General features: G+C 68.7%; 19 protein-coding genes and 1 pseudogene. 11 read left to right on the plus strand and 9 right to left on the minus strand.

Annotated elements, in window-relative coordinates:
* Window positions 1–843, minus strand: an 843-nt coding sequence (locus tag I004_RS0121365; RefSeq protein WP_028437177.1) for a helix-turn-helix domain-containing protein, incomplete at its 3' end; no start/stop codon positions are given.
* A 1,602-nt stretch (window positions 844–2,445) separates the two neighbouring features.
* Here I004_RS0121365 and I004_RS0121370 point away from each other — a divergent pair.
* The 4 genes from I004_RS0121370 to I004_RS0121385 all read left to right on the plus strand — a co-directional run bounded on the left by I004_RS0121370 (window position 2,446) and on the right by I004_RS0121385 (window position 7,581).
* Window positions 2,446–4,698, plus strand: coding sequence for a trypsin-like peptidase domain-containing protein (locus I004_RS0121370; RefSeq protein ID WP_158677066.1), 2,253 nt, complete (start codon window positions 2,446–2,448; stop codon window positions 4,696–4,698).
* A gap of 448 nt (window positions 4,699–5,146) precedes the next feature.
* A complete protein-coding gene (locus I004_RS0121375; RefSeq protein WP_028437179.1) occupies window positions 5,147–5,929 on the plus strand; it encodes a basic amino acid ABC transporter substrate-binding protein in 783 nt (260 codons plus the stop codon).
* Between the two features lie 66 nt (window positions 5,930–5,995).
* Window positions 5,996–6,781 (plus strand): amino acid ABC transporter permease, encoded by a 786-nt coding sequence (locus I004_RS0121380; RefSeq protein WP_028437180.1) that lies wholly within the window; start codon window positions 5,996–5,998, stop codon window positions 6,779–6,781.
* A 5-nt stretch (window positions 6,782–6,786) separates the two neighbouring features.
* On the plus strand, window positions 6,787–7,581 hold the full coding sequence (locus I004_RS0121385; RefSeq protein WP_037977245.1) for an amino acid ABC transporter ATP-binding protein: 795 nt from the start codon (window positions 6,787–6,789) through the stop codon (window positions 7,579–7,581).
* A gap of 233 nt (window positions 7,582–7,814) precedes the next feature.
* On the opposite strand, the gene I004_RS0121390 is transcribed toward I004_RS0121385, so the two are convergent.
* Window positions 7,815–8,717, minus strand: a complete 903-nt coding sequence (locus I004_RS0121390; RefSeq protein WP_028437182.1) for an NAD(P)-dependent oxidoreductase — start codon at window positions 8,715–8,717, stop codon at window positions 7,815–7,817.
* A 164-nt stretch (window positions 8,718–8,881) separates the two neighbouring features.
* Between I004_RS0121390 and I004_RS0121395 the strand changes: the two genes are divergently transcribed.
* Window positions 8,882–9,478, plus strand: coding sequence for a TetR/AcrR family transcriptional regulator (locus tag I004_RS0121395; RefSeq protein WP_028437183.1), 597 nt, complete (start codon window positions 8,882–8,884; stop codon window positions 9,476–9,478).
* A gap of 180 nt (window positions 9,479–9,658) precedes the next feature.
* Here I004_RS0121395 and I004_RS0121400 read toward each other — a convergent pair whose 3' ends face one another.
* Both I004_RS0121400 and I004_RS35255 read right to left on the minus strand, forming a co-directional pair.
* On the minus strand, window positions 9,659–10,465 hold the full coding sequence (locus tag I004_RS0121400) for an amidohydrolase family protein (RefSeq protein WP_486580163.1): 807 nt from the start codon (window positions 10,463–10,465) through the stop codon (window positions 9,659–9,661).
* A gap of 137 nt (window positions 10,466–10,602) precedes the next feature.
* Window positions 10,603–10,971 (minus strand): carboxymuconolactone decarboxylase family protein, encoded by a 369-nt coding sequence (locus I004_RS35255; RefSeq protein ID WP_486580164.1) that lies wholly within the window; start codon window positions 10,969–10,971, stop codon window positions 10,603–10,605.
* Window positions 10,972–11,494: 523 nt separating this feature from the next.
* On the opposite strand from I004_RS35255, the gene I004_RS40430 reads away from it, so the two are divergent.
* Window positions 11,495–11,626 carry a hypothetical protein gene (locus I004_RS40430; RefSeq protein ID WP_486580173.1) on the plus strand — a complete coding sequence of 44 codons (132 nt, stop codon included), beginning with the start codon at window positions 11,495–11,497 and terminating at the stop codon, window positions 11,624–11,626.
* Between the two features lie 131 nt (window positions 11,627–11,757).
* On the opposite strand, the gene I004_RS35260 is transcribed toward I004_RS40430, so the two are convergent.
* Window positions 11,758–12,357, minus strand: coding sequence for a carboxymuconolactone decarboxylase family protein (locus I004_RS35260; protein WP_051345292.1), 600 nt, complete (start codon window positions 12,355–12,357; stop codon window positions 11,758–11,760).
* 145 nt (window positions 12,358–12,502) lie between these two features.
* On the opposite strand from I004_RS35260, the gene nadC reads away from it, so the two are divergent.
* The 4 genes from nadC (at window position 12,503) to I004_RS35270 (ending at window position 19,890) form a co-directional block, all read left to right on the plus strand.
* The gene (gene nadC / locus I004_RS0121415) at window positions 12,503–13,369 is read left to right on the plus strand and encodes a carboxylating nicotinate-nucleotide diphosphorylase (protein ID WP_028437185.1); all 867 of its coding nucleotides are present in this window, start codon (window positions 12,503–12,505) and stop codon (window positions 13,367–13,369) included.
* A 22-nt stretch (window positions 13,370–13,391) separates the two neighbouring features.
* The gene (locus tag I004_RS0121420) at window positions 13,392–14,318 is read left to right on the plus strand and encodes a DUF4429 domain-containing protein (RefSeq protein ID WP_028437186.1); all 927 of its coding nucleotides are present in this window, start codon (window positions 13,392–13,394) and stop codon (window positions 14,316–14,318) included.
* Window positions 14,319–14,812: 494 nt separating this feature from the next.
* Window positions 14,813–15,172 (plus strand): hypothetical protein, encoded by a 360-nt coding sequence (locus I004_RS39890; protein ID WP_051345293.1) that lies wholly within the window; start codon window positions 14,813–14,815, stop codon window positions 15,170–15,172.
* 65 nt (window positions 15,173–15,237) lie between these two features.
* Window positions 15,238–19,890 carry a cation-translocating P-type ATPase gene (locus tag I004_RS35270; RefSeq protein ID WP_051345294.1) on the plus strand — a complete coding sequence of 1,551 codons (4,653 nt, stop codon included), beginning with the start codon at window positions 15,238–15,240 and terminating at the stop codon, window positions 19,888–19,890.
* A 77-nt stretch (window positions 19,891–19,967) separates the two neighbouring features.
* Here the strand turns inward: I004_RS35270 and I004_RS35275 are convergent, their stop codons facing one another.
* On the minus strand, window positions 19,968–20,711 hold the full coding sequence (locus I004_RS35275) for a type 1 glutamine amidotransferase (protein ID WP_051345295.1): 744 nt from the start codon (window positions 20,709–20,711) through the stop codon (window positions 19,968–19,970).
* A gap of 135 nt (window positions 20,712–20,846) precedes the next feature.
* Here I004_RS35275 and I004_RS40435 point away from each other — a divergent pair.
* Window positions 20,847–21,142, plus strand: a pseudogene (locus tag I004_RS40435) (DUF6411 family protein).
* A 181-nt stretch (window positions 21,143–21,323) separates the two neighbouring features.
* On the opposite strand, the gene I004_RS0121440 reads toward I004_RS40435, so the two are convergent.
* The 3 genes from I004_RS0121440 to I004_RS0121450 form a co-directional block, all read right to left on the minus strand.
* A complete protein-coding gene (locus tag I004_RS0121440; protein ID WP_028437187.1) occupies window positions 21,324–22,430 on the minus strand; it encodes a CaiB/BaiF CoA transferase family protein in 1,107 nt (368 codons plus the stop codon).
* Between the two features lie 108 nt (window positions 22,431–22,538).
* Window positions 22,539–23,300, minus strand: a complete 762-nt coding sequence (locus I004_RS0121445) for an SDR family NAD(P)-dependent oxidoreductase (protein ID WP_028437188.1) — start codon at window positions 23,298–23,300, stop codon at window positions 22,539–22,541.
* Window positions 23,301–23,415: 115 nt separating this feature from the next.
* Window positions 23,416–24,591, minus strand: coding sequence for a thiolase family protein (locus I004_RS0121450; protein WP_028437189.1), 1,176 nt, complete (start codon window positions 24,589–24,591; stop codon window positions 23,416–23,418).
* Between the last annotated feature and the right edge of the window lie 5 nt (window positions 24,592–24,596).

The following is a 24,596-nucleotide window of genomic DNA, read 5'->3' on the forward strand; positions in this document are numbered from 1 at the left end:
GGCGCGGGTGATCTGCTGGACGATGGGGTGGTCCTCTTCCAGGCGCAGGGCGCGGCGCTGGGTGAATCCCTCCAGGCGCTCCGGCAGTCCGAAGCGGGATACGGCAGGCGCGGTGAGGACGATCAGCGGGTCGGCGTCGCGGCCGTTTCGGTGCAGCCGCGGGGCGCCCAGGTGGGACTCGGCCAGGGTCCACTCCACCAGCTCCGGGAGGGTGGTGGCCGGGCAGTCCAGCACGAGGCCGTCGATGCCGTAGGCGGTCCCGTCACCGTCCAGCACCGCCAACGGCCCGGACTGGTACGGGGATACGCCCAGATTGGGGATGGGGGTGGGGGTGGGGGTGGGGGTGGGGGTGGGGTGTTTGCGGGCCGCCGGGCGCTGCGGTGTGGACGGTGCGGGTGCGGGTGCCGGCTGGGGTTCCGGCGCGGTTGCCGGGGCCGTTGCCGGGGCGGCAGGGGTGCGGCCGATGCTGTTCCCGCTCGTCCCGGCAGCGGCCTGTGGAGGAGGAGTTTGTGCGGGGGTGGGGGCGTTGTGGGTGGTCGTGGGGGGTGCGGCCGCCGTACCGGGCCCAGGGACGGTGCCGGCCGGGGGATATTTGGCCGGGTACTTGGCCGCCCAGCCCTCCAGCAGTCGCTGGTATGCGGCCAGCCGCGGCGGGCGTGGCTCGGACCGGCCGTTCTCCCAGTTCTTCACCGTCTGCAACGTGCTCTTCAAAGCCTTCGCCAACCGCGCCTGAGTGACCCCGGCAGCCTCCCGCAACCGGGCGCGCTCCGCGGGTGGCGGCAGCTGCGGCTCCTGCTCCAGGAGCTCGTCCACCGACGCGAACAGCTCTTCCTCCGTGGCCATTTCCGCCACCACCTCCCCCCGGGACACTAGCAAAAATTACCCTTGGATTTATCCCCCTGATTTCTCGGACGGTTCTGTTCCGGCGGGTGGCAGACGAGGGGATGGCGGCCGCGCAGCAGAACGGTGCCGTGCCGGTGGGCCGCCTCGTCCGATTCTGCGACCTGCCGGGCATCACGCAGACTGCACGGTCCCGACCGTTGCCCAGTTCGCTGCGAAGGCGGCGCCCCGCCGACGTCTCGGGAACGACGCCCGACCGAACCCGCGCCTTGTGAGCAGGGGTTGCCGCCGGGGTGGTGGATGCAGAACAGGCCCGCCGGGGCCGAGGCGGTGGCGTGCCCGGGTGGGTCGCAGGACAGGCGTGGGAGACGACACCTCTGCAGAGGCGTGAGTGTGAACGAAGGTGCTGACCTCTCGGGTGCCGATGCGGGCGGGTTGGGTGATGCCCGGGTCTGCTCCGGTTCTCCAGCCAGGGACAAGAGGGCCCGGGGGCATTCACAGCGGGCTTGCAGCACTGACCGACCGCGGCACACGCCAGGGCGTGGCCGTCTTGCACAGCCCGCGCCGGGGAAGCTGCGGGGGCCGTGGCGAGGGCCTTGCTGAAGGCAAAGGCGATGCAGCGGCCGCGGGTTCCCACTGTCGGTGAGCAGCGCGAGAGTGGTGACATTCCGGTGTCGGTGCCTGCATGGAGGGCGAGACGGCGATCGCGGAAGCGGCCGTCGCAGCACGTTCATCCCACGCGCAGCGGATGAGATCCAGGCATGGCGGCGCCGGCCCGAGACGGCTCAATGGCCGAGCTTCTCCTCGCTCGGCGCAGGCGCGTAGCCGATCTTGCCCTTGCCGGTGACCAGTCGGCTTCCAGCGGGCCGGCGCCGGCGGGGTTCCTCGAAACCAGGCGCGCGACGCCTGTCCGGTTTCCCGGGCCCGGCGCGGCAAGCGGGCCGAGGCCACGAACGGCACCCTCGCCATGGTCGGCGCGGTGATCAGCCCTCACCGTTGAGACCCCGCACTGGCAGCGGCCCCGGCCGCGATGTGGCGCGGCGTCACATGCCGATGGCTCGTGTGACGCAGCCTCATGCGGTGGACGGGGCCGCATCGTTTGCCGCCCACGGGCGGGCGGCCGGGACCGTCAGAAGCCGGGGCAGGACTGTAAAGGCCGGGCTGTAAAGGCCGGGCTGTAAGGGCCGGGCTGTAAGGGCCGGGGCGGAATTCACTGCGGCATCCAGTGGCATCGTGAGGTGCCGTGAGGTGCCGCATCCCGGTGGGCGGGCCGCTGTGTGCGGCGCAGTTCCGAATGGAGGGAGGAATGTTCCGGCGGGGGGCTCTCCACATGAAATGCTGAAATGCGTTATCCGGTTGCATTTCGGAGACAGCGGACATTCTTTGCGGCAGGGCGCGGAATGAATTATTGAAGTTCGCGCATGCGCAGTTAACCGGCCTCCTGCGGTGGTAAAGGTGTCAGCGAACCATGTGCCTGCGGGGTCTGTCCAACTCCGCCGGCAAAGGGGCGTGTGCAGAAGATCGCTGACCAGGCCGGGTGAGGTTCCGGGCAGCCGGCCGCCGCAAAAAAAAGGGGGCGCCGTCGTGTGGAATCGCATTGCTTCGGTGGAATACGCGGGACGGGCCGGGGCCGGCTGTGTGGTGGCCCCCGGTGTCATCCTCACCGCCCGTCACCTCGTCGAGTACACCCCCGGCTTCGAGAACGAGCCGCGCATCGTGCAGATCTCGAACCACGCGACCGACGGACCGCGGGTGCATGCCGAACTGGCCTGGCAGCGCGGGGAGACGGCCCTGCTGCGGTGCCGGCCGCGCGATCTGGGGCAGGAATTCCCGCCGGTGCGGTGGGGGGAGCCGGCGTGTACGAAGCCGCCCGCGCCGCGGCCGGAGTGCTGCGCGGTCGGGCTGCCGCGCGAGGCGATGCTGCGTATCTTCGGCGAACCCGCCGGCAGGGAAGCCCCGTTCGGCTTCGGGCAGCCGCAGGGTGTGGCGGGGCGGATCAGCAGCGTCGAGACTGCCTCCCGTCTCTACAGCCTGCAGATAGATCACCAGCCGCCGGAGCACCTGCGCGGGGAGGGCTCCCCCTGGCGGGGCATGGCCGGAGCAGCCGTCTTCTGCGGGGAGTTGCTCATCGGCGTGGTCGCGCACCCTCCCGCGGGATGGAGCCACGGGCGTCTGGAGGCGGTGCCTGCGCGGCAGTTGCTGGAGGACCGGGGATTCTGCGACATCATCGCCGCAGCCGGGGGCGGGATCAGGCCGCGGCTGGAAGCCGCGGACCTGGCCGGGCTCTTCGACGGACGGCCCCAACCCGTCGCGGCCGCCTCGTACTTGCTCTCGGCCCGGTCCGAAGTCGTGGATTTCCTGGGGCTGGATGCCGAGATCGGCGCACTGTCCGGCTGGTGCCACACACCTCAGGCGGTGGACGTCGCCGTCCTGGAGGGCGTGGCCGGGTCCGGCAAGACACGGCTGAGCACAGAGCTGGCACGCCGCCTCTCGGAACGGCGCGCGGAGACCGAGTCCGATCCCAGCGGCCCGGACGTTCCCTGGACGGCAGGATTCCTCTCCCAGGTGCCGGCATGGCACCCCGCCCCGTGGGAGATGCTGCGGCACCTGACGCGCCCGGCGCTGATCGTCATCGACGACGCCGAAAGCCGTCTCGAACAGGTCGAGGAACTGCTGACCGCGCTCACGGGCCATCAAGCGCCCCCGGGGCGGCGGATACGGGTACTGCTGACGGCCCGCTCCACCCGCGGCTGGTGGGAACAGCTCAAAGCCCGCCACCCGGGCGCGACCACCGGGACATCGGTCGTCCTCAACCCCCGCGCCATCTACCGGCACTACACGCCCGCCCAGGTACAGGAACTGGCCGAACTGAGCTTCAGCAAACACATCCTGACCCTCCACCGCGCCGGCGTGCAGGACGACTGGGACGCCTACGAAGCCGCCGACCGGCGCGCAGCACTCCCCACCCCCGACAAGCACAGCACCGAAGGCAACACCGGCGCACGCGGCGCCAGGGAAGGCGACGGCAGGGGCGTGCCGGGGGTTTGGGCCGTCCACATGGACGCCCTGGCCGGCGTACTGCTGCAATCCCCCGGCGAACCCACCGACGACCATCCCGCCACCGTGACGCTCCTCGACCACGAACTGCAGTACGTGCAGCGAGCCGCGGCAATCGAGGATTTGACCGACGTCTCCCCGGAGCTGCTGCGGACACTGATCACCGTGCAGGGCATGGCCGGCGCGCAGGACAAGGAAGAGGCCGACGCCGTCATACGCACCGCATGGGACTTCCACCACCGGGACGCACCCTGCCCACTGCACGCGGACACGCTCCTCAGACTGCGGCGTGCGGCCGCGGATGTGTATCCCGCAGTGGACGGGGCCTACTTCGCCCCGGCGGGTCCCGCGGCTGTGACGGCGGCACTGATCGAACATGCCGAAGAGACCTCCGGCGGCACCTTCCTCGACACTGTGCTCCCCTCCCCCGGATTCTCCCCGCATCAGCGGCGGCAGTGCCTTGCAGCCGTAGCGCGCGCGATCTCCACACAGCCGCACCTGGTCCAAGGCGCCACCCATGCGATCGCGGCGCACCCCGATGTACTGGCCAGACCCGCGGCAGGCATCGCACGGCAGCTACCCGAACCCTGGCAAGTGGCATGGCTGAAGTCGATCGAGAAAGCCACACCCGGCCGCGACTCCCCTCGCCCACAAGCAGCCACCACCGGCACAGAAACAGCTGCGGCACCCGCCGCGGAGGAACCCTGGGCCCCCCAGGACACAACAACAACAACACCCGCCCACTTGGGCCCGGTGGACGCGGCTGAACGGGTGTGGGTCATCGGAGACGCTCCGGCATAGCTCTCGGACCGGGTGATGGGCTGGACCCCCCTCCGGTTCGAACACGACGGCCGTGCCCTGATGGTTCGGGCCGAACTGGGGAGGGAGGACGGCGCACCGTAGGCCCGCGAGATGACGGGCGCCTTCACCGCAAAGGCGGACAAGCTGTTTTGCGAGGTGGTGTCAGTACACCGGGGCCGGGATCGCGTACAACGTCTTCCGTTCCTGGACTGACGGAAATGCACGAGCGCTGACGGAATGCACGAGCGCTGAGGTGCGGTCCCGAGTCTTGGCATCATGCCAGGGCGTTCAGCGGGGTTCGTTATCCGGTCGCAATTTTTTCACCAGCGACAACGTCGGCGCGTGATGCAAGGATGCAGCGCAACTCACCCTTTCGGGTACGGCTTTGCCGAACGACCCTGCTGGAGGCTCAAAGGTGTCTGCGCGTGTCCCGATTCGTCCGGTCGCAGTGGCGCTCCCCTTTGTCCTGGCGTCCGGCCTGGTGGCTGGTTGCACCAGCACCAAGTCCTCCGGGGCCGGGGCGGGAGGCTCGAAGGTCCAGCTGGTCGCGCAGGGCAAGCTGACGGTGTGCACACATCTGCCCTACGCACCCTTCCAGTTCAAGAAGTCGGGCAAGATCGTCGGCTTCGACGTCGACATGATGGACTTGGTGGCCGAGAAGCTCAAGGTCGATCAGAAGATCGTGGACACGCCCTGGGAGGGCATCCAGTCCGGCGAGGACCTCAACGCCAACAAGTGCGACGCCGCCGCCGCCGGCATGACCATCAACGACGTGCGCAAGAAGAACCTGGATTTCTCGGCGCCGTACTTCGAGGCCACGCAGGCCCTGATCGTCAAGAAGGGCGCCAAGTACTCCTCGCTGGAGGACCTCAAGGGCAAGAAGCTGGGCGTCCAGGCCTCCACCACCGGTGAGGAGTACGCCAAGAAGCAGGCCCCGAAGGGCGTCGAGCTCGTCCAGTTCGAGGATGTCGCCCTGCTGCTCACCGCGGTCAAGTCCGGCCAGGTCGCCGCGGGCATCAACGACAACGGCGTGCTCTACGACTACGTCAAGAAGAACCCGGACACGGATGTCGCGGCCGAGTTCGACACCGGTGAGCAGTACGGCTTCGGCGTGCGCAAGGGGAACTCCGCCCTGCGCAAGCAGATCAACGAGGCGCTGAAGAAGGCCAAGTCCGACGGCACGTACGACAAGATCTACAAGAAGTGGTTCGGCACCGCGCCCGAGAAGTAGGCCCCGATCCGGCCCGAAGACCGGGAAATGCCCCCGAGCAGGCAGCAGTTGAGGAGTGCACACCACATGTCCATGTCCCGCCGGCAGCGGACGCGGGCCGTCCGGGGCGTCCAGTACGGGGTGCTGGCTCTTGTCGTGGCCGCCGTGGCCTTCGGCGCGAACTGGGGCGAGATCCGCCGCGCCTTCTTCGACCTCGACGTGGCGCAGGCCCAGTTCCCCGACATCATCACCACCGCTCTGGTCAACACCGTCGTCTACACCCTCCTCGGGTTCGGCTTCGGTCTCGCGCTGGGCCTGATCCTGGCACTGATGCGGCTGTCGTCTGTGCCGCCCTACCGGTGGCTGGCGACGGTGTACATCGAATTCTTCCGCGGTGTGCCGGCACTGCTGGTCTTCATCGCACTCGGCTTCGGCGTCCCGATCGCCTTCCAGGTCGTCATCAACCAGTACGTCACCGTGATGCTCGCCCTCGGCCTCGTCGGCGCCGCCTATATGGCGGAGACGATCAGGGCCGGCATCCAGGCCGTGCCCAGGGGCCAGGTGGAAGCGGCCCGTTCACTGGGCATGTCGCAGGGCCGGGCCATGCGCTCGATAGTCATCCCGCAAGCGTTCCGGATCGTCCTGCCGCCGCTGACCAACGAGTTGATCCTGCTGACCAAGGACTCCTCGCTTGTCTATCTCCTCGGTCTCTCCCTCGGCCAGTACGAGCTGGCCAAGTTCGGCCGTGACGCACTGAACGAGAACCGCAGTCTGACCCCGATTCTCGTCGCCGGGCTGTGCTACCTGATCATCACCCTCCCGCTCGGCCACCTGGTTCGGCGACTCGAGGCACGTACCGCGAAGGCCAGGTGACCCAGGTGACCGATCACAAGGCGGACGAGGTCGCGATCCGCGTCGCGGGGCTGCACAAGTCCTTCGGCGAGCTCGAGGTCCTCAAGGGCATCGACGTCACGGTGCGCCCCGGTGAGGTCGTGTGCGTCATCGGCCCGTCCGGCTCAGGCAAGTCGACGCTGCTTCGGTGCGTGAACCTGCTGGAGGAGCCGACGACGGGAACCGTCTCGCTGTCCGGCACCGAACTGACCGACCCCGACGTGGACATCGACCGGGTCCGGCGCCGCGTCGGCATGGTCTTCCAGAGCTTCAATCTCTTCCCCCACCTGTCCGTGCTGGACAATCTGACCATCGCCCAACGGCGCGTCCTGGGGCGCACCAAGGACGAGGCCGAGCGGATCGGTCGGGCCAATCTGCAGCGGGTGGGGGTCTCCGAGAAGGAGTCGGTCTACCCGGCCCAGCTCTCCGGCGGTCAGCAGCAGCGGGTGGCCATCGCACGCGCCCTGTCCATGGAGCCGGAGCTGATGCTCTTCGACGAGCCGACGTCCGCACTCGACCCGGAACTCGTCGGCGACGTCCTCGCCGTCATGCGCCGTCTCGCCGATGAGGGCATGACAATGATGGTCGTCACCCACGAGATGAGCTTCGCCCGCGAAGTCGCGGACCGCGTGGTCTTCATGGACGGCGGCGTCATCGTCGAGGAGGGCACCCCGAGCCGGGTGATCGGCGACCCGCAGCATCAGCGCACCCGCACCTTCCTCTCCCGGGTGCTCGACCCGGCCGCCGCCGCGGTCACCGAGGACGGCGCGCCACCGGCCTGATGGGTCTCGACGTCGCGAACCATCAGCAATCTCCTTCCGTGACGGTGAGGTTGTCGGGAGCTACTTCCTGCCCTGCAACGCTGCGGCGTGGCGCGGCACTCGTCCTCCGAGTTCGACCACTGCGCAATTGACAACCACCACCGTGCGGGCCTCAGCCGATGGTTCATGCCGCGCAGTGCGGCGGCCCGGCTCAGGTCAGGCCTGGCTGCGTTTCGGGCGGCGCCGACGTCCCGTCACATCCGCTGTGCGGCAACGTGCGGGCGCGTGCCGTCGGTTCGGGCCTCCAGCGCACGCAGCACGGCGACCATGTCCTCGCCGCCGTGGCCCTGCGCGACGGTCTCGTCGAAGAGGGTGTGGCAGACATCGAGGAGAGGGGAGGCCAGGTCGGCCTTGCGGGCGGCTTCCGCGATCAGCCGGTTGTTCATCAGGACGTCCTTGGCCGACGCCTGCACGGTGAAGTCACGGTCCAGCAGCTTGGGCACCTTCATGCGGAAGACAGGGCTCGCCATCGGGCCCGCCTCCAGGACGTCCAGGAACCGGCGTTGGTCGAGCCCGTGCCGGTCGGCGAAGTGGAAGGCTTCTGTCAGTCCGGTGACCTGCGTGATCAGGAACAGGTTGACCGAGAGTTTCATCAACAAGGCGCCTGGGACCGGGCCGCAGTCGAACGTCTCACGGCACATGGGGGCGGCCAGGGGCCGTACGGTCTCCACGGCGGCTTCGTCGCCTGCCAGCATCGCCACCAACTGCCCCTGTTCGGCGGGGACTCGGGATCCCGAGACCGGCGCTTCGGCGTACTGCCCGCCCGCGGCACGGATATCGGCCTCCAATGCGGCCGAGTAATCCGGCGATGTCGTGCCCGTGTGGACGACGATGCGTCCGGCGACTCGCTCGGCGAAACCCGGTGTGCCCCGCCCCAGAACCGCATCGATCGCCGACTCGCCGGCCAGCATGAGGATCACGACACCGGCCCGATCGAAGACCTCGGCGGGGCTCGCCGCGACTTCGGCTCCGGCCTCCCTCAGGGCTTCGCACCGGGCCGTGGTGCGGTTCCATACGACGAGCGGTGTCCCGGTCCGGGCAAGGTTGAGCGCCATGGGCTGTCCCATGACTCCGAGGCCGATGAAACCCACGTACACGATGCACCGCCGTCTCTGACCGGCACCCGGATCGAGCCGTCGCTGCTTCTCCGCAGGTTCGCGAGCCGTCGGCCCCTCTATGACAGTGGTCATAGTAGTACGGCCTATGACCGCTGTCATAGAGTGCCACCGAAAACTCTTGAGCAGCAGCGGGAGGGCGAGAGATGACCACGTCGGAACGTGGGCCACGAGAGCGGATGGTCTTCAGCGCGGCTCAGCTCATCCGGCGCGACGGAGTCTCCGCAGCGGGGATGCGTGACGTCGCCGCGCACGCCAGGGCGCCCCGCGGATCGCTTCAGCACTACTTTCCCGGCGGCAAGGAGCAACTCGTCAACGAGGCGGTGGGCTGGGCGGGACGGTACGCGGGCGATCGTGTTGCGCGCTTTCTTGCCGCACTGCCCGAGCCGAAGCCCAGCGAGCTGTTCGCCGAGATGGTGCGCCAGTGGACCGATGAGTACCGGACGGCCGGCTTCGCGGGCGGCTGCCCCGTCGCCGCTGCCACCGTGGACTGCGCGGAGTCCACGGTGTCCACACGCGAGGCCGCATCCGCCGCTTTCACCACCTGGACCGGGTCCGTGGCCCAGGCCCTGGCGGACATGGGTGTGCCCGAGGAGCGGGCCGAAGCCCTGGCCACAGTCGTGATCGGTGCACTGGAAGGGGCCATTCTCATGGCCCGGGCCGAGCGGGACGTCCGCGCCCTGACGACCATGGCCCGGGAGCTCGGTCCCCTGCTCGACGCAGCGGTGGGAAGAGGCGCCTGACCAAGCCATCGTTTGCCAGGCCCCCGGCCGGCACACCCGTCAGCCGCAGGTTGAACCGGTGGTCTGGCGGTTCGCCCAAGGCGCCGTCCAGTATTCAGGCGGATCGCCAGGCACCACCGACGCCAACTGCCGGACGGGCTCAGGGACTCGAGAGCAGACCGCCTCTGATCGTGGGCGTGGTCAGAGGGCGAAGATTCTTCGTGCGTTGCCGGACAGGAACAGTTCGGCAGTCTCGTCGTCCAGGCCGAGTTCACCGAGGTGTTCCAGCGCCCGACAAGGAGTGATCATCGGGTAGTTCGTGCCGAACAGGACCTTGCTGCGGCCGCGGCCGCGTAGGTAGTCGACCAGCTCATGCGGGTAGCGGCGGGTGGTATAGGCGCTGGTGTCGATGTAGACGTTGGCGTGCTTGTCGGCCACCGCAATCATCTCCGTGGTCCACGGGTAGCCGATGTGTCCGCACACGATGGTCAGTTCGGGGAAGTCGAGGGCAACCTGGTCGATGTACGGGATGGGGCGGCCGGTCTCGGACGGTCGCAGCGGACCGGTGTGACCGACCTGGGTGCAGAAGGGGATTCCGAGTTCGACGCAGGCGGAGTACAGGGGGTAGTAGAGCCGGTCGGTGGGCGGGAGTTGCCACAGCCAGGGCACGATTCGCAGGGCTACGAAACCGAGTTCCTCCACCGCGCGGCGCAGTTCTCGCACAGCCCTGACCGGGCGAGTGAGGTCGGCACCGGCTACGCCGCGCAGCAGCCCGTCGGACTGTGCAACGAACTCGGCCACCTCATCGTTGCTGATCAGCGGCCCCTGCGGGCCGTACCAGGCTGCGGACAGTGCGATCTCGACCTCCGCCGCGGACATCGCAGCCATCGTGGCCTGGACCGGCAACGGCTCCTCCAGCAACTCCAGTCCCGTCCACCGGCGCAACGACTCGAACATCTCGTGGTTGGAGTGCCGGAGTGTGGGGTGCTGCATCCATGCGTCGATCACCGGCACAGGCTCCCTGCCTCTCGTCTGAGGTTGCCGTTTCTACCGCACCGGAAGGCGGCTGGGCGTTCGCTTGCCGGCGACCATGAACGTACCTGCTCTCTGTCCCTGTGCCGCAGAGTTGGGCGTGCCGGACCGCCTCAGGACGTCCCGCTGCCTGCGGGGAAGCGTGCCGCCCATGCCTCGAACGGAAGCGCCACCGAGGTCATCACCGTTGACAGGGTTCGATACCAGCCGGTCAGCAGGAGAAGCTCCACCAACTGGGCGTCATCGTAGGCCTGTTGCAGTTTCAGCCAGGTGCTCTCGCTGAGCGTGGCCTGATCGTGGAGCTCGTCCGCGGCGGTGACCAGCAGTCGGGTGTGCTCGTCGAAGACGGCGGCCTCAGCCGGCTGAGTCACGAACGCTTCGAGCAGATCCTGATCGAGGCCGGCTTCAAGGCCGGGACCCGCCGCGTGAACGCCCCACTCGTACTCGGCGCCGGCGCGTGCGGTGGTCCGGCTGATCAGCACTTCCCGGTCACGCGGAGGCAGTGCTCCGTGGTTGAGAGGCCGGATGCCATCGGGTGCATGCGGCTTGCCAATTGACGATGTACAGCGAGGAGCCGGAAGAGAAGCAGTGGCTCCATCTCCACCTCGGGCGGCATCCACTTGGCCAGCAGCCGTTCCGTGTCGTCGTCATAGGGAGGCGCCACCGGGGACATCCGCGGTCCGCTGCTCGCTGATGACGAGGTCGCATCTCCTTCGGCCTGGGGCGCGTCACACTCATGACGCTGGCGATCGGGCACTTCAACCTCCGTTGCTACTTTTTTAGTAGCACAAGCATGCCGCTACCTTTCCCGTAGCGCAACACTGCAGATCGGGGAGCATTGAGAGATGAGCGATGCGCCCATCCCAGCTGAAGACACCCCCGCTCCTGGCAGGTCCGTACGCGGATCGCAGACCGGACGACCGATCATGGCCGCCTTCGACCTGCTGACGCCGGACTCTTCGCATTCTGCGGGAACTGCGCAATGACCCTGTCGCCTTCCGTGCTCTGCAGCAGCAGTGCGACGACGTATCGCCGACCGTCCTGACCACTCGCCTCCGCGAACTGCGCTCGGCCGGCCTGGCGGAACACGCCCCTGACAAGGCTCAGCAGCTGACCCCTCTGGACCAGGACCTCTGAGAGGCACTCGTCCTGCTGCAGGCCTGGTCCGAACGATGGACTCAGAGCAGATCCGACTCCGCCACCGACCTCAACTGCCCCTGCCCGGGTTGGCCTGAAGTCAAGTCAGAGGGCGATCCCACGAGGCCTGTTCAAGAAGCCGCCGTCGAGGCCCTCTTGGGCCTCGACGGCGGCTCCGATCCCATAAGCGTTGGATAGGCAGCCCGGCGAAGAGCGAATCCGGGGAAACCGCGCAGCCCACGAAGGCGAGTCCAGGCGTCGGCACTCAAGGTCGCCTCGTCGTGCAGCTGATCGACTGCGGTGACCAGGAGCCGAGTGCGCTCGTCGAATGCGGGAGCGTCGGCCGGCCGCGTGGCGAGCGCGTCCAGCAGCCCTTGATCCAGGCCGACGGCGGGGCCGAAGAGCGCCGCGTGCACACCCCACTCGTACTCCGCACCGGCGCGGGCCGTGATCCGGCTGATCACCACCTCCCGATCACGGACAGGCAGCAGCCCCTTCGTGAGCAGACCGGCCGCCAGCGGACCCAGTCGAGCGAACAAGTCACGATGCAGGGCGAACACCCGGAACAGCAGCAGGGGTTCGACGTCCGACTGCGGCGGCATCAGCTTGCGAAGCAGCCGTTCTGTGTCTTCGCCGTAAGGGGGTGACAGGGCCTGGGTCCTGGGTCCGGCGACCTCCGCCGGTGGGGTTCCGGGCTTGACGGAAGGCCCCGTACTCCGCCGGTTGTTCATCTCCGGACTCCCTTGCTACGTTTTTAGTAGCACCTCGGACTGTCGGCACAGTCCTGACCACGCAAGCCCCCCGAAGGGAGATCTGCAGGCATCCGGATCAGTTCCTGATCAACCGCGTCTTGGCCGCTGCGAGATGCCGAGATCCATGGAGTTCCCCGAAGCGGCCGTGAAGGCTGTTGTCACCCTGGCCCTGGCGGAGGACGCCGCCGACGACGACATCAGCACGAGGTGGAGCGTTCCGGCAGACCTGCCGGAACAGGCTGAGATCATCACCCGGCAGTCCGGAGTGGCTGCCGGGGCGTCCGTCATCGCGGCGGTCTTCGCTCAGGTCGACCCCGAGGTGGAGGTGCGTGAGCGCGTCGCGGACGGTTCCCAGGTGGAGCCGGGGGACGTCCTGGTCCGACTCTCCGGACGGGCACGCAGTCTGATCACCGGTGAGCGGACGGCCTTGAACCTGCTGCAACGGATGTGCGGCATCGCCTCTTTGACGCGCCGCTACGTCGCGGTCGTGACCGATCTTCCGGTGCGGATTCTCGACACCCGCAAGACGGCACCAGGGCTGCGCGCCCTGGACAAGTACGCAGTCGCGGTGGGCGGCGGCGGCAATCACCGACTGAACCTGTCGGCCATGGTGCTGCTGAAAGAGAACCACATCGCGGCAGCGGGCGGCGTCACCGCGGCGATCGCCGCCGTCCGCAAGGGGATGGCGGAGGAAGGCAGGGACGTACTGATCGACGTCGAGGTGCAGACCGTGGAAGAGGCGGTGGAAGCCCTCCGCGCCCACACGTCCTGGATCATGCTCGACAACATGCCTGTGCAGAAGATCCAGCAGGTGGTCCAGGCACGCGCGAGCATCGCGGACGGCCAGGGCATCCTTCTTGAGGCCTCCGGCGCGATCACCCTGGAACGCATCCGTCCCATCGCCGAAGCGGGGGTGGATGTGATCTCGGTGGGTGCCCTGACCCACAGCGCACCGGCTCTCGACCTGAGCATGCTGCTCGCCGAAGCCTGACCGGGCGTCGGATAATCGCCGCATGGCGGAGATCATCCAGCGCACCGGCACGTGGACGTTCGACGGCGAGACACTGCGGATCGTGCCTGCCATGGGAAAACACATGCACCCGCTGCGCAAAGTGCTGGGCGAAGTGGCTGTACCGATCACAGCGATCTCCGGCATCGCGTACGAGCCGGGCCGCAAGGGCGGCCGGTTGCGGTTGCGGCTACGGGAGGGAGCCGACCCGCTCGCACAGGTGGCGAGCGGGCGCCTGCCGGACGCCTCGGACCCGTACCAACTGCCGGTGGAGAAAGACCGCACCGGCGTCGCCGAGTACTTCGTGGAGGAACTCCGCCGCACCCTGCTGCTGGACGAGGTGCCGGACACGCCCAGCGACCGCTATCTGCTGCCCGGGCCCCCGGTTCCGCTCACGGCGGGCGGCACCGACGGGACCGCTTCGTTCGACGGCGAGCGCGTCCAGCTGGAGTGGAACTGGATGGCCAACGAGAGCAAGTCGCACAGAGGCCCGAGCATCTTCGCCCTCGACGAACTGGACGGTGTGGAGTGGACGCCCGCGATCGGCTGGGAAAACGGCTCGCTGCGCTTCCGCCCGAAGGGCGGGCACGCCGTCCTCAAGCCGGAACATGACCCGACCTGCCTGATGCTGTGGGGCATTCGGCAGGCCCGCGAGACAGGCGGCTCGGTCCTGCTGGCCGCCGCGGTGACCGCCCGGCTTCCTCATCCGGCCGGAGCGAAGCCATCTGCGGGAGCTGGCGCTGACGCGCTTCCCTCGTACCTCGTCAAGGACGGGGGCGAGGGCCCGGCGGAGACACCGGGTGACTCGACCGCCGCGGACCACGACCGGCTGCTGCGGCGCCTGCGCGAACTCGGCGAACTGCACCGCGAAGGCATCCTCACCGACGAGGAGTTCAGCGCGGCCAAGAAGGCGGTCATCGACCGCTTCTGACGCCCGGCCCGGCCGAGTCCGGTGCCCGGCTCCTGCCGCCAGGGCAGAAGGCCTCGGCGACACGCTCGGCGTCAGGACGTCACCGTCCCTCGTCCGCCCCGGCACCTGCGGCGAGCGGCCCGCCGCTCGTCCCCCAGTACTGCGCCACTGCGCCTGGGGGGGGCAGCCGACGGCGACGCCAGCGGGCGCGGCTCCGACAGCGGGACGAGGCCGGAGCGTGGCTCCGGTTACCTCGCTCGGCCGCATGAAGATGCGCAGGGCTTGCCGGTCCCATTTGTCCAGGTAAGGCTACGAAGAGTGAGCCGTGTTATCGCCTCTCAACGCCTCACCCTTCTCGAGGACGGAGAGTTCCCATGCCTGACCGTTCCGGTTCAACACGCTCGAATGGCAAGCAGCAGCAGGTTCAGGAGACGGTCATGTATCCGATGCGAACGATGAGGACTGCTGCCGAGAGAGTCCCTGGGTCGGAGCGTGTCAGGGGGGTTTTCGACGACATGCTGGACACCGTTGGAATCGTTTCGCCGCGTGCCAGGCGCGTTGCGGCGTACACGGGGGCGGGGATCCTCGGCGTGGCGGGTGTCGTCGAGTGGCCGGTGGCCGTGGTGGGCGCCGCGGCGGTGTGGCTGACGCAGCCACGGCCTGCGGACATGGATGGCGAGGCCGAGGACACGGACGTGGCCCGGACGCAGAAGCGGACCGCGAAGCGAGCTGCCTCCAGGTCGGGCAACGGCTCGAGGACGGCGAAGAAGGGATCGAGCAAGAGCACCGCGAAGAAGACCACCGCCAAGAAGACCACCGCCAAGAAGACCACGAGCGCCTCGCGTGCAAAGGCTGGCGGACAGAAGAAGACCTGAGCCCTCCGTCACCGCCGCGATGACCCTTCCCCCACGCCCGCACGGAATCCCCGCGAAGGTGAGGAATGCTGCTTCGATTGCTCGCCGGGCTGCCCAAGCTGACCACCTCTCTTGTCCAGAGCGTCATGGCCGTGCCCGCCAAGACCACTCGCCGGATCTCCCCGCCGGTGGCCGCGGCGGCACGCCTGACGGGCAGGCTTGTGAGCGTCGGTGCGCATGAAGCGGTGAGCGGCGCGACGGAAGTGTGGGCGTCCGCGGGGCGTTTCGGCAGAGTCGGCCGGATCGCGATGACGCCCCAAGCCGGTCACTGGCGCGCGGGGTCCCGGATGCACTTGGGTCTGCGGTACCCCCCTGACGCACCGGTGCGCACCGCGGAACTGCTCAAGACCGCCGCCGGGAAAGTGGCCGTCGAACTGGCCGAGCACCCTGATGTGCTGCTCGCCTACTGGGACGGCGGCCTGGGGTGCGTGGTCGTCAGGACCGTCGAGGACGCGGTCGGCGAGCGTGTGGCCGACAGGGCATCCGAACTCGCGGCCAAGCATGGGCTTGAACGAATCGACGAACCGACGCCGGCGTATGGCCACCAGGGTGACGTCAGGAACGTCCGCGTCAATGTTGCCGCGCTCGCGTTCGACGCGGCAGGCATCGCCACGGTCTTCGCGGGGCGAGCGGTGCTTCCGGCGCGCGCGCCGGAAGCCCTCGTGGCGTCGGTCTCCCTCCTGCGTGAGGACTCGCGAGTGCGTGCGGCATTGAGCCGCCTGCTGGGCTCGGACGCGAGCGACCTGCTCCTGGGCGCAGCCCAGGCGGCTGTCTTGGGGATCGCGCAGTCACCGGGACCTCTGCTGCTCGACGCCGCGCTGCGGGCCACTCAGTTGGTGCGATCGCTCGCCCAGCTCGCAACGTTCGAGGCAGTGCACGACACGCTCTGTGCTCCGGACCGCCTGACGGTGGCAAGAGACGCCACCGTGCTTCCGGCGCTGCGGAGATGCCCGGACGAGTCGTACTCGGACACGGCCGTCAACGGGATGCTGGGCGGTGCCCTCGCCACGCTCCTCTTCACCCGCAGCCTCGACAAGGCGGCGGAGACCGTACTGGCCGGTGTGCCCAAGGCCGCACGGTTCGGTCCGTCGGCCTTCACCGCAGTGCTCGCCGCTGCTCTCGCGCAAGAGGACATGCTGGTCGGCGATCCCGCGAGGCTGCGCCGTCTGGAACTCGTGGACACCGTGGTGCTGCATTCCGGAGCACTCCGCAGCACGCGCCGCACTGTGCTCGAAGTCCATCCCACCACGACGGGCTGGGACCATCGCCGGTTGTGGCACGCGGCCATGAACACACTCAACGATCCCGAGGCCGGGGCGAAATCACCCGGGGAGCCACCCCTCGTGCTTCGTCCGGTGCCCGATGAGACGACGTCGGAAGCGGGGCTGATGATCGCCTCGGTGCTCGGCAGAGATGTGGGAACCGTCCTGGTCGGCTGGGAAGTCGAGCCCATGGCCGAGGCCGCGCTGGACGCGGCGCGCCGGGCCGGGCTGCACGTCGTGGTGGTGGACGAGCACGGCCTCGGCGAGTTCGGCACCCTGGCAGATCAACTAACCTCAGGGGAGGTCCCGTTCGCCGGAACCGTCGCCGCTCTCCAGGACGAGGGCCGTACGGTCCTCACCGTGGCGCGAGTCCCGCATGACCGCCGGACTGAACAACCGGAGCGGGCTCCTTCCGCTCGCGACGTCATCGACGGGTTGCTGAGCGGTGACATCGCCGTCGCGGTCGCCGACGAGGGCAGTGCCGTCGTATGGGGCGCCGATCTGCTGTCCCTGCGCGGGCTGGAAGGCGTCTGGCGGTTGCTGTCCGCGGTGACCTTGTCCCAAGCGGTCAGCGGGTGGGGCAAGTTCTTCGCGGAGGCGGGCGCCGCGCTCTCCGAGCTGCTGGTGCTCACCCGGGAGGCACGGTCCCAGCAGACGCCCGCCTCCCTCGACGTACGTCTCAGCCCGGTCACCGTCGCCACCGCCGCATCGCTGACGTGGGGCTGGGCAGCCGCACTGGTCGTGGCCGCCGGAACAATGCCACGGCCCGAACCGCGAGTGCCCTGGCATGCTCTGCCACCGCACGAAGTCATGGCGCGGCTGCGAAAGGCGGCACGGACCGCGCCCACGGGGTGGTCGGTGACACGACGTCTTGCCGGCCGTCTCGCACGGGAGATGGCGGGGTACCCGGTGCTTGCGCCCGTACGGATGGGGGCTCAGCTTGCCCGCGCCGTGTGGGCTGAACTCGACGATCCGTTCACCCCCGTGCTGGTGGTCGGCGCCACCGCGTCCGCGCTGCTGGGCTCGGCGGTCGATGCCTACCTCGTCATCGGCGCCGTAGGGCTGAACGCCCTGGTCGGCGGGGTCCAACGGCTGCGCGCGCAGAGGGCGCTGTTCGCGCTCGCCACCGAGCAGCGGCCCATGGCCCGACGGCTTGAGCCCTCGACCGGTGAGGTCTCCGTCGTCGAGGCTGCCCGCCTGGCGCAGGGCGAAGTGATCGAGCTGCGCGTCAACGACGTGGTCCCGGCAGACGCGCGGCTGCTGGAGGTCGACGGGTGCGAGGTCGACGAATCCTCGCTGACCGGCGAGTCGTTGCCGACTCCCAAACATGTGGCCGCCGTTCCGGGTGCCTCACTCGCCGACCGAAGCTGCATGGTCTTCGAGGGCACCACCGTGGTGGCCGGCTCCGCGCGGGCCGTCGTGGTGGGTACCGGCCACCAGACGGAAGCGGGTCGTGCTGCATCTCTCGCCGCTCGGGTCCCCATCTCGGCAGGAGTACAAGCACGTCTGCACAGACTGACCAGGCGAGTGCTGCCCTTCACACTCGCGGGCGGTGCAGCCGTCACCGGTCTGTCCTTGTTGCGCGGACGTCCGATGCGTATGGCGCTCCAGGGAGGACTCGCGGTCGCGGTCGCGGCCGTGCCCGAGGGCATGCCCCTGGTGGCGACCGTGGCACAGATGGCCGCCGCACGGCGTCTCAGCCGGCTCGGTGTCCTCGTCCGTACGCCGCGCAGCTTGGAGGCGCTGGGCCGCGTCAACGCGGTCTGCTTCGACAAGACCGGAACGCTCACGGAGAACAAGCTGCGCGTCGTCAGTGTCGTCACCGCGAGCGGTGACCAGCACACGGCGACCGACCCCAAGGCGTCTCTGGTTCTGCGCATCGCCGCCCGCGCGTGCCCCGCCGCAGCGGACCGGGTGGGTGTCCACGCCCATGCCACCGACGAAGCCGTCCTGGCGGCCGCCCCGCGTGAGGCCGGATGGACCACTGTGCGGGCCGAACCCTTCGAATCGAGCCGCGGGTTCGCGGCCGCCATCGGAAGGGTCGCGCAGGGTGACGAAAAACTGGTGGTCAAGGGCGCGCCGGAGGTCGTACTGCCCTGCTGCCCCGATTCGGACGCGGCGGCCGTCGAATTGGCAAACACCCTCGCTGCCCAGGGTCTGCGGCTGATCGCCGTGGCCCAGCGTCCCCTCGGGGTGAACGAGGCCGCCGATGCCCTGGACAAGCCGCTCGAACTGCTGGAACTCATCGGGTTCGTAGCTCTGGCCGACACCCCGCGCGCCAGCTCCGCCCCGCTCGTGTCCGGGTTGCGAGAGGCAGGCGTACGTCCCGTCATGCTGACCGGCGACCATCCTCAGACCGCCCGATGCATGGCGATCGCCCTCGGCTGGCCCTCCGACGTCACAGTGGTCACGGGCCACGACCTGGCGGCGCTCGACCGGGCAGGGCGAGCTCGCATCCTCAAGGACTGCGGCGTCGTGGCCCGCGTCGCACCCGAACAGAAGCTCCAGGTCGTCGAGGCACTCCGGGAGGCGGGACGCGTCGTCGGCATGGTCGGGGACGGCGCGAACGACGCCGCCGCAATCCGGGCCGCCGACGTCGGGATCGGCATCGGCGCCCGCGGTTCAGCGGCCGCACGCAATGCTGCCGACCTCGTGATCACCAACAACGAACTCTCGGTGCTCATCGACGCCATCACCGAGGGGCGGGCCCTGTGGCGCAACGTGGCCGACGCCATCAGCATCCTGCTCGGCGGCAATGCGGGAGAGGTCGGCTTCTCCGTACTGGGCACGCTGCTCTCCGGTACATCACCGCTGTCCGCGCGCCAGCTGCTCCTGGTCAACCTGCTCACCGACATGTTCCCGGCCATGGCGATCGCGGTCACGCCTCACGACCGGGGCCCCGCCTCGGAGGACACCCTGACCGAGACGCGCTCCGTGGGTCTCGCCAACCTGGGGGAACCGCTCACACACGAGATCCGCCAACGTGGCCTGATCACAGGAGCGGGCGCGGCGACGGCGTGGCTGTTCGGCAGCCTCACCCCCGGATCCGCACAGCGCACCAGCACCATGGCCCTGTGCGGCGTGATCGGTTCCCAGCTCACCCAGACCGTGGTCGGACGCCGTGACAGCCCCCTTGTCCTCGGCACGGTCATCAGCACCGCCGCCGTTCTCGTCGCCCTCGTCCAGACGCCCGTCGTCAGTCGCTTCTTCGGGTGCACGCCCTTGGGCCCACTGGCCTGGACCGGAGTAGCCGTTGCCATCGGGACTTCTTCGGTGGGGCCCCGAGTGGTGCCCCAGGCCGACCAGTTGCTCTCGCAGCTCACCTCTCGGCTGGGGTCTGTGCTGTCAACTCGGGACGGGTCCGCCCCGCTGAGTGTTCTCCGACTTCGAACCCGCAGGTCATCGGGGCTGGTATGAGTCAGTGATCTCGTACTCAGCTCCGGGCGGGCAACGGCCGAGGCGTTCCTTGGGCCGTCGGCGGCGAACCGCAGCTCCTACGCATCGGTCCTCGGAGTGAAGAACGTGCGGGTCGCGGTGAGTTCGGTCCGATCGGCCACGAGTGCCGCGAACCGGGCGAACACTCGGTCCCGGTGCGGTGCCAACACCGTCAACTCGCCGGGCGTCTCTTCGCGAAGACGGGGAGCAGCGGCCACCTCCTGCGGAGACGCCGTTCCCAAGAACGCGTCCACTGCGACCTCGTCCACCTCCAGGTGAAACTGCAGTCCCCACGCGGCCCTTCCCACCCGGAACGCCTGCACCGGATACCGATCGCAGGAGGCCAACAACACCGCCTTCTCCGGCAAGTCCATGGTGTCGCCGTGCCAACTCAGAACCCGCAGCCGCTCAGGTGTATCGGAAAGCAGCGGATCGCAGTCGGCCTCGGGGCTGAAAGCCACTTCGCCCCAACCCAGCTGCAGCCCGGATCCCACCCGGGCCGTGCCGCCCGCGGCCAGGGCAAGCAGCTGTGCCCCCAGACAGATCCCGAGCACCGGCACTTCATCGGCCAACGCCATGCGCAGCGACTCCAGTTCGGCGTGGCGTGAGGGAAAGCCGTCGTCGCTGTATGCAGCCTGCGCTCCGCCCATCACCACGAGTGCATCGACATCGGTCAGAGTCTCCGGCACCGGGTCGCCTGCCCACACCTGGCACAGAAGCATCCGCAGCCCGGCAGCTGACAGCGCCTCCCCGAGCTTGTACGGGCCTTCCCCACGTGCATGCTCCACGACCAGTACACCCACAGCCTCACCCCATTCTGCAGATGCACATCAGATTACGGTGATCACCGGTGGCTGCAAGGTGATACGGGCACTTCAACGTGCACCTGGGGAATCGCGGGAAAGGTCGTTTTCGTCACGCTGGAGGCGGTGATGCGCATGTCAGCACTCGTCGGGGGCACTCAGCCGTCCCGAACCCCGTCCAAGGAGTGTTTCGTGATCATCGGGATCGTCTTCGTCTGTGTTGCCGTGGCCGTGCTGGCATTCCTGTTGCCCCGGTTCTCACACCGTCCGCAGCGCGGGGCACAGCGTTCCTTGGGGCCGGCTCCCGTACCGCGGGCAAGGCGCCCGGCTCGCTTGGTCGCCTGCTGAGCAAGCCGTTCCGCAGCAGTTCCCGCGCCGTCGCCAAGAGCGGCAGCGCGGGCCGCCGCACCCGTCGGCGCTTGCCGTTCTGATGCGATTTGGGGCGCGGTTGTTCAAGTCCGGCTGTGGCTCGCCAGGGCGCGAAGTGTCCGCCGGCCTCCTCGGTGTGACCACCGGATCTGCAGCGTAAGAGCGCACCTTGGGCCGGCCACCGCTTCGGTGTCCGTTCCAGCAGACGCCGGGGCAGGTCGGGGTCCCGTATTGCCGGTTCTCCTACTGGCCGTCGTCCTGCGGAGGGCTCAGCACTGCGTCGGTATCGGCCCCAGGTGTTCGCGGAGGCGACGGCGTGTCCGGAACCGTCCGGGAGAAGCGGGGCGCGGGAGCTGCCTGTGTCACTCCGCCCTCGGTGATGTGCGTGCTGCGAGCGGTCATGTGCGGATCCGTCGCCGCTTCAGCGAAGGTGAGGACCGGGGTGACGCAGGCGTCGCCGGTGGCGAAAACTGCAGTCCACTCGTCGCGGGTGCGGGTGGCGAAAGCCGCGGTGAATGCCTCTCGCAGTGCGGGCCACCCCGAGCGTTCGTACTGTGGTGGCAGTTCGTCCGAGTCCAGCCCGAGGCCGGTCAAGAGGAGCGCGAAGAACTGCGGTTCAAGGGCGCCGACCGCCACATGGCGGCCGTCGGCACAGCGGTAGGTGTCGTAGAAGGGTGCCCCTCCGTCGAGGAGATTCTGAGCGGGGCGGTCGTTCCAGGCGCCCTGCGCCCGGAAGGACCAGATGGCCTGCGAGAGCGAGGTGACCCCGTCCACGACGGCCGCGTCGATCACCTGCCCCTGGCCCGAGTTCTGCCGTTCCCACAGCGCGGCAATGACACCCATCACGAGATAGAGGGATCCTCCGCCGAAGTCGCCGATGAGATTGAGCGGTACGGACGGGCGGCCTTGAGGATCGGTGATCGCGTGGAGAACGCCGCTGAGGGACAGGTAGTTGATGTCGTGGCCGGCCGACTGCGCCCTTGGCCCTGTCTGTCCCCAGCCGGTCATCCGGGCGTAGACGAGTGAGGGGTTGAGCCGGAGACATGCTTCGGGACCGACTCCCAACCGTTCGGCCACTCCGGGACGAAAGCCCTCGATGACGACATCCGCGATCGCGATGAGATCCAGGGCGGCCCGAAGTCCGTCCGCAGTCTTCAAGTCCGCATGCACCGACCGCTTTCCGCGCTGCAGCCAGTCGGGTGTGCCGGGTTGAAGGACTTGGTACTCACCGCTGGGCCGTTCCACCCGGACAACGTCGGCACCCAGGTCGGCGAGCAGCATGGCCGCGTGCGGAGCGGGACCGATGCCGCCGAACTCGATGACGCTCAAGGTGCGAAGCGGTCCTGACATTGGTTCCCCTCTGGGTGCTGTGCTGTGCTGTGCCGTGCCGTCCCGCGGGCTTGCTGCGCGCTGGGCGAGGGCCCCAGGGATGTCGCTCCGACCTCACGGGCGGGAACGTCACCTGGGTGGCAGCCGGACGGCACCGTCGAGTCGAATGGTCTCTCCGTTGAGCATCGGGTTCGTCGCTATGTGCTCGACGAGTGCCGCGTACTCCTCGGGACGTCCGAGCCTGCTGGGGTGCGGCACTTGCGCGCCGAGGGACTGCTTCGCCTCCTCGGGCAGCGCAGCCAGCATGGGCGTCTCGAACAGACCGGGAGCGATGGAGACGACCCTGATCAGTCGGTCGGCCAGGTCACGGGCGAGCGGGAGCGTGAGACCGGCGACGCCCCCCTTCGAGGCGGCGTATGCGGCCTGGCCGATCTGGCCCTCGAAGGCCGCGACAGAAGCGGTGTTGACGATGATGCCGCGCTCACCGTCGACTGGTGTTCCGGCAGCTATGCGGGCTGCTGCCAGGCGGGCGATGTTGAAAGTGCCGAAAAGGTTGACCTGGACGACGCGGGCGAAGTCGTCCAGGTCAAGAGGACCGCTCCTCCCCAGTACACGGCCTGGGGTGGCTACCCCTGCGCAGTTCACGGCGAGGCGCAGCGGTCCCTGGCGTTCGGCGGTCTCCAGAGCAGCGAGGACGTCCTGTTCGCTGGTGACGTCGGCCGCCGCGAAGAGGGCACTCTCCCCCAGCTCTTCGGAAACGGCTTCGCCCTCGGAGGAGGGCAGATCCACCAGGGTTACCTGGGCTCCGGCCTCCACAAGCCGCCTGGCGGTTGCCTGTCCCAGTCCCGACGCTCCGCCGGTGACCAGGCACGCGGCTCCCTGAAGCTTCATGAGCTGCTCCTCAACTGCCCGACGCTGCACGGAAGAAGGGCGAGTACGGATCCCGGCAGCGCGGAAGAAGATGCGGCTTGCCGTGTGGCCGGTGATGGAGGTGTGCCGATTCGGCTCATGGCAGCCGCTCCAGTACGGTCGCGTTCGCCATTCCGCCGGCCTCGCACATCGTCTGCAGGCCGTACCTGGCGCCATGGTTCTCAAGCGTTTGAAGGAGCGTCGAAGCGATACGCAGTCCTGACGCGCCGAGCGGATGCCCCAGCGCGATGGCTCCTCCGTTCACGTTCAGTTTCTCGCCGGGCACGCCGCACTCCCGTTGCCAGGCCAGCGGTACGGCCGCGAACGCTTCGTTGACTTCGAAGAAGTCGATGTCGTCCAGCGACAGGCCAGCACGGCGCAGGACCTGTTCGGTCGCCGGGACGACAGCCATCAGCATCAGCACCGGATCATCGCCGGTGACCGCTGTGCTGTGCACCCGGGCTCTGCCGCGCAGTCCCAGGGCTGCCGCCTTCTCTCCGCTCATCACCAGCGCTGCGGACGCCCCGTCGGTGAGCGGCGATGAATTGCCCGCGGTCACGGACCAATTGATCTCCGGGAAGCGATCGAGCATGGTCTCGTCCCTGAAGGACGGTGCGAGCCGTGCAAGACCTTCCATGGTGGTGTCCCCGCGCAGGGTCTCATCCGCCGTGAGTTCACAGCCCTCGGCCGCCACGAGGTCGGGTGCGTAGAGCCCGGATGCGCTGGCTTCCGCTGCGCGTGCGTGTGAAGTGCAGGCGTAGGCGTCGAGTTCCTCTCTGATCAACTTCCAGCGTGCCGCCACGAGTTCGGCGGAGATGCCCTGCGGTACCAGCTGGGGCGCGAACCGTTCGGCGACTCCGGGGCCGTGGGGGTCGGCATCGCCCACGTTCGACCACAGCGGCGCCCTGCTCATGGATTCCACGCCGCATGCGATGACGACGTCCGCGGCGCCCGCGATGACCGTGTGCGCGGCGAAGTGCAGTGCCTGCTGGCTCGAACCGCACTGACGGTCGACCGTGGTGGCCGGCACGCTCACCGGAAAGCCCGCCGCCAGAACGGCACTTCGTGTGATGTTGGAGGACTGAACACCCGCCTGCGTGACACATCCGCCCACCACGTCCTCGATGACGGACGTCTCGATCCCGTTGCGCTCGACCAACTCACGCAGCACCGCGGCCAGCAGATCCGCAGGGTGCAGATGGGAGAGTGCCCCGCCTGGCTTGCCCTTTCCGCTGACGGTGCGCACCACATCGACGATCACCGCGTCACGCATCGCCT

This window comes from Streptomyces sp. TAA486 (assembly GCF_000426165.1).

Bases quoted from the DNA above. Each gene is read 5' to 3' on its own strand.
- I004_RS0121450 (WP_028437189.1), bottom strand. From the start codon at position 24,591: ATGCGTGACGCGGTGATCGTCGATGTGGTGCGCACCGTCAGCGGAAAG.
- I004_RS35270 (WP_051345294.1), top strand. From the start codon at position 15,238: ATGCTGCTTCGATTGCTCGCCGGGCTGCCCAAGCTGACCACCTCTCTT.
- I004_RS0121420 (WP_028437186.1), top strand. From the start codon at position 13,392: ATGGCGGAGATCATCCAGCGCACCGGCACGTGGACGTTCGACGGCGAG.
- I004_RS0121440 (WP_028437187.1), bottom strand. From the start codon at position 22,430: ATGTCAGGACCGCTTCGCACCTTGAGCGTCATCGAGTTCGGCGGCATC.
- I004_RS35260 (WP_051345292.1), bottom strand. From the start codon at position 12,357: ATGAACAACCGGCGGAGTACGGGGCCTTCCGTCAAGCCCGGAACCCCA.
- I004_RS0121445 (WP_028437188.1), bottom strand. From the start codon at position 23,300: ATGAAGCTTCAGGGAGCCGCGTGCCTGGTCACCGGCGGAGCGTCGGGA.
- I004_RS0121395 (WP_028437183.1), top strand. From the start codon at position 8,882: ATGACCACGTCGGAACGTGGGCCACGAGAGCGGATGGTCTTCAGCGCG.
- nadC (WP_028437185.1), top strand. From the start codon at position 12,503: ATGGAGTTCCCCGAAGCGGCCGTGAAGGCTGTTGTCACCCTGGCCCTG.
- I004_RS0121380 (WP_028437180.1), top strand. From the start codon at position 5,996: ATGTCCATGTCCCGCCGGCAGCGGACGCGGGCCGTCCGGGGCGTCCAG.
- I004_RS39890 (WP_051345293.1), top strand. From the start codon at position 14,813: ATGCTGGACACCGTTGGAATCGTTTCGCCGCGTGCCAGGCGCGTTGCG.